The 9,082-nt window shown below is 52.2% G+C and carries 8 protein-coding genes and 1 tRNA gene; all 9 read left to right on the top strand.

The genetic code is table 11. The annotated features are described in order from the left end of the window. A partial coding sequence (gene tuf, locus D9N13_RS19305; RefSeq protein WP_290593383.1) for an elongation factor Tu occupies window positions 1-1,190 on the top strand: 1,190 nt, incomplete at its 5' end. 68 nt (window positions 1,191-1,258) lie between these two features. Further along, window positions 1,259-1,334: transfer RNA gene (locus D9N13_RS19300), tRNA-Trp, on the top strand. 62 nt (window positions 1,335-1,396) lie between these two features. Further along, window positions 1,397-1,768, top strand: a complete 372-nt coding sequence (gene secE / locus D9N13_RS19295) for a preprotein translocase subunit SecE (protein WP_290593381.1) — start codon at window positions 1,397-1,399, stop codon at window positions 1,766-1,768. Window positions 1,769-1,784: 16 nt separating this feature from the next. Then, complete coding sequence (gene nusG, locus D9N13_RS19290) at window positions 1,785-2,318, top strand: transcription termination/antitermination protein NusG (protein WP_290593379.1); 534 nt, start codon at window positions 1,785-1,787, stop codon at window positions 2,316-2,318. 87 nt (window positions 2,319-2,405) lie between these two features. Continuing rightward, the gene (rplK, locus tag D9N13_RS19285; protein WP_290593378.1) at window positions 2,406-2,843 is read left to right on the top strand and encodes a 50S ribosomal protein L11; all 438 of its coding nucleotides are present in this window, start codon (window positions 2,406-2,408) and stop codon (window positions 2,841-2,843) included. A 1-nt stretch (window position 2,844) separates the two neighbouring features. Beyond that, the gene (gene rplA / locus D9N13_RS19280) at window positions 2,845-3,540 is read left to right on the top strand and encodes a 50S ribosomal protein L1 (protein ID WP_290593391.1); all 696 of its coding nucleotides are present in this window, start codon (window positions 2,845-2,847) and stop codon (window positions 3,538-3,540) included. Between the two features lie 215 nt (window positions 3,541-3,755). Further along, a complete protein-coding gene (rplJ, locus tag D9N13_RS19275) occupies window positions 3,756-4,280 on the top strand; it encodes a 50S ribosomal protein L10 (RefSeq protein ID WP_290593376.1) in 525 nt (174 codons plus the stop codon). A gap of 44 nt (window positions 4,281-4,324) precedes the next feature. Continuing rightward, on the top strand, window positions 4,325-4,702 hold the full coding sequence (gene rplL / locus D9N13_RS19270) for a 50S ribosomal protein L7/L12 (RefSeq protein ID WP_290593374.1): 378 nt from the start codon (window positions 4,325-4,327) through the stop codon (window positions 4,700-4,702). Between the two features lie 270 nt (window positions 4,703-4,972). Next, window positions 4,973-9,049: a DNA-directed RNA polymerase subunit beta gene (gene rpoB, locus D9N13_RS19265; RefSeq protein WP_290593373.1), complete on the top strand. Its 4,077-nt coding sequence runs from the start codon at window positions 4,973-4,975 to the stop codon at window positions 9,047-9,049. Window positions 9,050-9,082: the final 33 nt, after the last annotated feature.

The following is a 9,082-nucleotide window of genomic DNA, read 5'->3' as shown; positions in this document are numbered from 1 at the left end:
TGTCAAAGGAAAAATTTGAACGAAGCAAACCGCACGTAAACGTAGGCACCATTGGTCACGTTGACCACGGTAAAACCACCTTGACGGCTGCGTTGACCCGCGTGTGTTCCGAGATCTGGGGTGGGGCAGCGGTGGCATTTGACGGCATCGACAAGGCGCCTGAAGAGAAAGCCCGTGGTATCACCATCTCCACCTCTCACGTAGAGTACGAGTCACCGACCCGCCACTACGCTCACGTAGACTGCCCGGGGCACGCTGACTATGTTAAGAACATGATCACCGGTGCGGCGCAGATGGACGGCGCGATTCTGGTGTGTTCAGCGGCTGATGGCCCGATGCCTCAGACCCGTGAGCACATCCTGCTGTCACGTCAGGTAGGCGTGCCCTACATCGTTGTGTTCCTGAACAAAGCGGACATGGTGGATGACGAAGAGCTTCTGGAGCTGGTTGAAATGGAAGTTCGTGAGCTGCTGGACCAGTATGAATTCCCGGGTGACGACACGCCGATCATCAAGGGTTCTGCGCTGAAGGCATTGGAAGGCGATACCTCTGATATCGGTATGCCGGCGGTGCAGAAGCTGGTGGAAACCCTGGACGAGTACATTCCAGAGCCCGTGCGCGCCATTGACCAGTCCTTCCTGATGCCCATCGAAGACGTATTCTCCATCTCTGGCCGTGGTACGGTAGTAACCGGTCGAGTAGAGCGTGGCATCATCAAGGTGGGTGAAGAAATCGAAATCGTTGGAATCAAAGACACCACCAAGACCACCTGTACTGGTGTGGAAATGTTCCGCAAGCTGCTGGACGAAGGCCGAGCAGGGGAGAACGTTGGTGTGCTGTTGCGTGGTACCAAGCGTGATGAAGTAGAGCGAGGCCAGGTGCTGTGTAAGCCGGGTGCCATCACTCCGCATACCCGTTTTGAAGCCGAAGTATACGTGCTGAGCAAGGATGAAGGTGGTCGTCACACGCCATTCTTCAAGGGCTATCGCCCACAGTTCTACTTTCGTACCACAGACATCACCGGTGCGGTAGAGCTGCCTGAAGGCGTGGAAATGGTTATGCCTGGCGACAACATCAAGATGGACGTGACCCTGATTGCGCCGATTGCGATGGAAGAAGGTCTGCGATTTGCGATCCGCGAAGGCGGTCGTACCGTGGGCGCAGGTGTTGTAGCCAAAATTATTGAATAAGCGCTAGTCAAACAGACTTGGGCCGAGTATCATGCTCGGCCCGGTTGTCTTTGTAAGAAAACAGAATTAGGCCAGTAGTTCAATTGGTAGAGCACCGGTCTCCAAAACCGGGTGTTGGGGGTTCGAGTCCCTCCTGGCCTGCCAAAATTTGAGCAATAACGTCTGCCCGGCTAATACGTTTAGGGTGGCGGTGCGGTTTAGCCCTTATGACTACTAGCACAGAACAATCCAAATCATCTCCAGTTGATGTATTCAAGTGGCTGGTTGTGATTGCCATCATCGCCGCTGCGGTGGTGGGGAACGCCTATTTTGATGATCAGCCGCTGCTTTATCGTGTGGTTGGTGTTGTTGTGGCGGGTATTTTGGCCGCCCTGTTGGCCTCCTTTACCGATAAGGGGCGGGCTTTTATCGCTTTGCTGCAGGATGCTCGCGCGGAAGTGCGTCGCGTTGTGTGGCCTACCAAGCAGGAGACGGCCCAGACCACGGGTGTTGTGGTATTGGTTGTGGCGATCATGGCCTTGTTGCTGTGGTTGCTGGATCTGGCTCTGGGCAAAATCATCTCCAGTATAATTGGATAAGAGCAAGAGGTTGCAGATGGCGAAGCGTTGGTACGTGGTTCATGCCTACTCAGGCTTTGAAAAGCATGTAAAGCGATCTCTGGGTGAGCGCGTCAAGCTGGCTGGAATGGAAGATCAGTTTGGTGAGATACTGGTCCCCACCGAAGAAGTGGTGGAAATGCGGGGTGGCCAGAAGCGTAAAAGTGAGCGTAAGTTCTTTCCAGGTTACGTGTTGGTGCAAATGGAAATGAATGACGCCACCTGGCATTTGGTTAAAGACTGCCCAAAGGTGATGGGCTTTATTGGTGGTACAGCTGATAAGCCGGCTCCAATCAGTGATCGCGAAGCGGAGGCTATTCTGCAGCGTGTAGAAGATGGGGTTGAAAAGCCGAAGCCCAAAACGCTGTTTGAGCCAGGTGAAGTGGTCCGGGTTGTGGACGGGCCTTTCGCAGACTTTAATGGTGTGGTAGAAGAAGTGAATTACGAAAAGAGTCGCCTGCATGTGGCGGTTCTTATATTTGGCCGTTCCACTCCGGTAGAGCTTGAGTTTGGTCAGGTAGAAAAAGGTTGATTTTCGACCCCTGCCGGGTTGCCCTGGGCGGGGATTTTTACTTTATACGGGGAGCCTAGCGGCGTTTGAACCCGAGGAGTAGGTGAAATGGCAAAGAAGATACAAGCTTATATTAAGCTTCAGGTTAAAGCCGGACAGGCAAATCCCAGTCCGCCGGTTGGCCCCGCACTGGGTCAGCACGGTGTTAATATCATGGAGTTCTGTAAAGCGTTCAACGCCCAGACTCAGCCACCTGCTTTTGAAGCGGGTATGCCCATTCCGGTTGTGATCACAGTATACAGCGACCGTTCTTTCACGTTTATTACCAAAACCCCTCCAGCTTCAATTTTGCTGAAGAAAAAAGCTGGCATCCAGAAGGGCAGTGGTGAACCGAACAAGAACAAGGTCGGCAAAGTGACTCGAGCCCAGCTTGAAGAGATCGCTACCATCAAAATGCCCGATCTGACAGCCGCCGATATGGATGCTGCAGTACGCACTATTGCCGGATCTGCCCGTGCAATGGGTCTTGAAGTGGAGGGTATGTAAGATGGCTAAATTGACCAAGCGACAAAAAGCAATTCGCGAAAAAGTGGATGCCAACAAGCAGTACGATGTGTTGGAAGCGGTGTCCCTGCTGGCGGATCTGTCTACGGTAAAGTTCAAAGAAAGCATCGATGTGGCGGTAAACCTGGGTGTTGATCCACGTAAATCCGATCAGGTGGTGCGTGGTGCCAGCGTTTTGCCGAATGGCACAGGTAAGACCGTGCGGGTAGCTGTGTTCACCCAAGGGGCGAATGCAGAAGCAGCCAAAGCAGCGGGCGCAGACTTGGTTGGAATGGATGACCTGGCTGAAGAAGTGCAGAAAGGCAATCTCGACTTTGATGTGGTTATTGCCTCGCCTGATGCCATGCGCGTTGTTGGCAAGCTGGGGCAGATTCTTGGCCCTCGTGGCTTAATGCCTAACCCCAAGACCGGAACCGTTACTCCAGATGTGGCGACCGCCGTGACCAATGCCAAGGCAGGTCAGGTGCGTTACCGTACAGATAAAGCCGGTATCATTCATTGCTCAGTTGGTCAGGTTGGTTTTGAGCCTGGTGCAATCAAGCAGAACCTTGAAGCATTGATGGTTGATTTGAAGAAAGCCAAACCAGCCAGCTCCAAGGGAACCTACATCAAGCGCATCACTTTATCCTCAACTATGGGGCCGGGTGTGGCGATTGATCAGGCTAGCCTGGAAATCTAAGGCAGCCGTACGGACTTTGAGCCCCCTTGTCTCAAGGGCAGGGGGCGCGTCAAAGACCGCAGGTGTGATCAGCTAATGAGTTTTTGATTGGTTGGTCACTTAAATACGCCTGCGCAGACGCGGTGGTTCAAGATTCAGTTGCTCTGAGTCGGGCACCGCGACCCCGGAAATGAAAGTGGAAGGGGAAACGTAACTTAGCGAAAGAGAGGTGTTCAGTGGCACTTAAGCTAGAAGACAAAAAGGCAATTGTTGCCGAAGTCAACGAAGCCGCTTCTGGTGCTCTGTCCGCTGTAATTGCTGACTATCGTGGTTTGACTGTTTCGCAAATGACTGAATTGCGTAAACAGGCTCGTGAGCAAGGCGTGTATCTGAAAGTAGTAAGAAACACGCTGGCGCGCATCGCGGTTGAAGGTACTGAGTTTGAGTGCCTGAAAGAAACCCTGGTTGGCCCGACTATCCTGGCATTGTCGATCGAAGATCCTGGTGCAGCTGCACGCATGATCAAAGATTACGCCAAGGAAAACGACAAGTTGGAAGTGAAAGCCCTCGCGGTCGGTGGCGTCATGTATGGCGCTAACGAAATCGATCGACTGGCCAAGCTCCCGACTCGCGATCAAGCCCTCGGCATGCTCGCGGGTGTACTGCAGGCTCCTGTTACCAAGTTTGCCCGTACACTCAACGACGTTCCCGGCAAGATTGCCCGTGTGGTCGCAGCGGTCAAAGACCAAAAAGCAGCTTAATTTTGATATTGAAATTCAATCTATACACATTGGAGTATTGAACCATGGCTCTGTCCAACGAAGAAATTTTGAACGCTATTGCTGAAATGAGCGTTATGGATCTGGTTGAACTGGTTTCAGCCATCGAAGAAAAATTTGGTGTTTCTGCTGCAGCGCCTGTTGCAGTAGCAGCGGTTGCTGGTGGTGACGCCGGTGCCGCAGTTGAAGAGAAAACTGAATTTGACGTTGTTCTCGAATCTTTCGGCGATAACAAAGTTGGTGTTATCAAAGCGGTTCGTGGCATCACCGGTCTGGGTCTGAAAGAAGCCAAAGAAATGGTTGAAGGCGCACCCAAGGCAGTGAAAGAAGGCGTTGCCAAAGACGAAGCTGAAAAGATCAAGAAAGAACTGGAAGAAGCTGGCGCTAAAGTCGAACTTAAGTAACAGCTTGGCAAATCGCGTAATATTTGCGCAATTTGCTGTCGGGCTGGTGGCTATATGCCACCGGCCTTTTGACGTTTTTATGCAAGCGAGCAAAAAAGTATTTCTGGCAGTGCTGTTGTACTTTCTAAAGCATTGCCGAAATTGAAAAACTGTCCAGTGTTGTAAGAGGCAGGTTTTCAGCTGTAACCCCGGTCGGGATAAAACGCGAAGTTATTACTTCGAAAGAGCGAAATTATTTAATTTTGCAGAGTGACAAGCTGAGGAACTCAGATGGCATATTCTTTCACCGAAAAGAAAAGAATCCGTAAGGACTTCGGTAAACTCACTGACGCGATGGAAGTGCCGTATTTATTGGCCATCCAATTGGATTCTTATCGAAAATTCCTTCAACTCGATAACAAGTCAGATGAGCGTATCGACGAAGGCCTGCAAGCGGCCTTCAAATCCGTATTTCCCATTGCAAGTTATTCAGGGAATGCGGCGCTTGAATACGTGGATTATGCATTGGGCACACCCGTGTTCGATGTTCAAGAGTGTCAAATGCGTGGCGCCACTTATTCTGCTCCACTGCGCGTAAAGATCCGTCTGATCATTTACGACAAGGAATCGTCTAACAAGGCCATCAAAGACATCAAGGAACAAGAAGTATACATGGGTGAGATTCCGTTGATGACGGAAAACGGCACCTTTGTTATCAATGGGACTGAGCGGGTAATCGTATCCCAGTTGCATCGCTCCCCTGGTGTATTCTTTGACCATGATCGTGGTAAAACCCACTCCTCAGGGAAACTGCTCTATTCCGCGCGTATTATTCCCTACCGTGGATCCTGGTTGGATTTCGAATTCGATCCCAAGGATCTGGTCTTTGTTCGTATAGACCGTCGCCGCAAGTTGCCGGCCACTATTTTGTTGCGGGCCCTTGGGTACGAAAATGAAGAAATGTTGGACATGTTCTTCGACACAAACACCGTTATTCTTGACGGCGGTGAGTTCAAGCTGCGCCTGATTCCGGAGCGTCTGCGTGGTGAAACCGCCATGTTCGACATCAAAGCCGGCGATGAAGTTGTCGTGGAAGAGGGGCGTCGTGTGACTGCCCGTCACATCCGCCAACTGGAAAAAGCCAATATTGAATGGATGGCGGTACCGAAGGAATACCTGGAAGGCCGTGTTATTGCCAAGAATGTGGTGGATAAATCCACCGGTGAGCTGATCTGTGATTGTAATGCTGAAATTACAGTGGCGTTGCTCGATTCGTTGGCTGAGGCGGGTGTCACCGAGTTTGAAACACTTTATATAAACGAATTGGATCGTGGCCCCTTCATTTCGGATACCCTGCGCAGCGATTCCACCACCAATCAGCTGGAAGCTTTGGTTGAAATTTATCGAATGATGCGCCCTGGCGAGCCACCCACCAAGGATGCTGCGGAAAGCCTGTTCAAGAATCTGTTCTTCACTGCGGAGCGCTACGATCTGTCGGCAGTAGGCCGTATGAAGTTCAATCGCCGGCTGGGACGTGAAGATATACTCGGCGAAGGTACTTTGTCCCGTGAAGACATTGTGGATGTGCTGAAATGCCTGGTGGAGATTCGCAACGGAAACGGTGTGGTGGACGACATTGATCACCTGGGTAACCGCCGTGTGCGGTGTGTTGGTGAGATGGCCGAAAATCAGTTCCGTGTTGGTCTGGTACGGGTGGAGCGTGCGGTTAAGGAACGTCTGTCCCTGGCCGAAAGCGAAGGCTTGATGCCGCAGGATCTTATTAATGCGAAACCGGTTGCGGCCGCCATCAAAGAGTTCTTTGGTTCCAGCCAGTTGTCACAGTTTATGGACCAGAATAACCCACTGTCCGAGATCACGCACAAGCGACGTGTTTCGGCTTTGGGCCCTGGTGGTCTGACCCGCGAGCGTGCCGGTTTTGAGGTGCGTGACGTACATCCAACTCACTATGGTCGGGTCTGCCCCATTGAGACTCCTGAAGGCCCTAACATCGGCTTGATAAACTCATTGGCAACGTTCTCCAGAGCCAACGATTACGGCTTTTTGGAAAGCCCTTACCGTAAAGTGGTGGATGGCAAGATTACCGATGACGTGATCTACCTGTCTGCTATCGAAGAGGGCGAGTACGTCATCGCCCAGGCCAACGCGGAAGTGGATGATGACGGTAATCTGGTGGAAGATCTGGTGCCGGTTCGTCACCGCAATGAATTTACGGTAACCACCGCAGACAATGTTAATCTGATGGATGTTTCGCCCCGTCAGGTGGTCTCTGTGGCAGCCTCCCTGATTCCGTTCCTGGAGCATGATGACGCCAATCGGGCTCTGATGGGTTCGAACATGCAACGTCAGGCGGTACCTACATTACGTGCTGAAAAGCCGCTGGTTGGAACCGGTATGGAAGGCATCGTTGCCCGTGACTCCGGTGTATGTCAGGTTGCCCGCCGCGGTGGTGTTGTCGATCGTGTTGATGCTGCTCGAATTGTGGTGCGCTCCCATGATGACGAGGTTGCCGAAGAAGGTGACGCCGGTGTTGATATCTATAATCTGACCAAGTATACCCGCTCCAATCAAAATACCTGTATCAATCAGCGGCCGCTGGTGAAAGTGGGTGATGTGATTGCGCGCGGAGATATTCTGGCGGATGGCCCCTCGGTTGACATGGGTGAGCTGGCGTTGGGTCAGAACATGCGCGTCGCCTTCATGCCCTGGAATGGATACAACTTTGAGGACTCGATTCTCATCTCTGAGCGGGTGGTGCAGGAAGATCGTTTCACCACCATCCATATCCAGGAGCTGACCTGTGTTGCCCGTGACACCAAGTTGGGGCCGGAAGAAATTACTTCCGATATCCCGAACGTGGGTGAAGCTGCGCTGGCCAAGTTGGATGAGTCCGGGATTGTGCACATAGGTGCCGAAGTGGGGCCTGGGGATATCCTGGTGGGTAAGGTTACGCCTAAGGGCGAAACCCAGCTCACCCCGGAAGAGAAGCTGCTGCGTGCCATCTTTGGTGAGAAAGCATCTGATGTTAAAGATACGTCCCTGCGGGTGCCATCCAGCACCAAGGGAACCGTCATTGATGTTCAGGTGTTCACCCGTGACGGTGTGGAGAAGGACCAGCGTGCCGTTGATATTGAGAACGCCGAGATCGACAAGTTCCGCAAGGACCTGAATGACGAGTTTCGTATTATTCAAGGCGCGACTCTGGGGCGTTTGCGCAAGTTGCTGGAAGGTGAAAAAGCGGTGGCAGCCGGTGCCGGCTTGAAGAAAGGCGACACCATAACAGGTGAAGTGCTTGATTCTCTGGAGCCTGCGCAGTGGTTTGACCTGCGACCCACTTCTGATCAGTTGGCTGAACAGCTTGAAAACAGTAAAAACTATCTGGATGAGGTGCGTTCTGAGCAGGAGCAGAAGCTGGCTGAGAAGAAACGTAAGATTTCCAGTGGTGATGACCTGGCTCATGGCGTGCTGAAGATCGTTAAGGTGCATCTAGCGGTTAAACGACGCATCCAGCCCGGTGATAAAATGGCAGGCCGACATGGTAACAAGGGGGTTATCTCCGTAATCATGCCGGTGGAAGACATGCCTTATGATGCCAATGGAGAGCCGGTGGATGTGGTGCTTAACCCTCTGGGCGTACCTTCCCGTATGAATGTCGGTCAGATTCTGGAAGCACACCTTGGTATGGCGGCGCATGGCCTAGGCAAGCGCATTGAAGCCATGTTGAGGGCGAAAGAGGAAGTCAGCAAATTGCGCGAGTTCCTGGGTAAGGTGTACAACGAAATCGGTGAGAAGGCTGAAGAGCTGGATAGCTTTTCGGACGAAGATATCATCGAGCTGTGTGGAAACCTGACCCGTGGTGTGCCGATGGCCACCCGCGTATTTGATGGTGCCAAAGAACCCGAGATCAAAGAGATGCTGAAGTTGGGTGGTATCCCTGACAGTGGTCAGATGATTCTGCACGATGGCCGTACCGGTCAGCAGTTTGATGGTGCTGTAACGGTGGGTTACATGTACATGCTGAAATTGAACCACCTGGTGGATGACAAGATGCATGCCCGTTCAACCGGCTCTTACAGTCTCGTTACTCAACAGCCGCTGGGTGGTAAAGCCCAGTTCGGTGGTCAGCGTTTCGGTGAGATGGAGGTATGGGCTCTGGAAGCTTATGGTGCCGCCTACACCCTGCAGGAAATGCTGACGGTGAAATCGGACGATGTAAACGGACGAACTCGTATCTACAAGAATATTGTGGATGGCGATCACCGAATGGATCCCGGCATGCCGGAGTCCTTCAATGTATTGGTGAAAGAGATTCGTTCGCTCGGTATCGACATCGAGCTCGAAAACGAGTAACACGACTAAGACGTGGCGGGTCTGATGGCCCGC

Origin of the sequence: Ketobacter sp. GenoA1, assembly GCF_003671475.1 — a bacterium.
Taxonomy (GTDB): domain Bacteria; phylum Pseudomonadota; class Gammaproteobacteria; order Pseudomonadales; family Ketobacteraceae; genus Ketobacter.
This window is presented reverse-complemented; position numbering and strand designations above follow the sequence as displayed.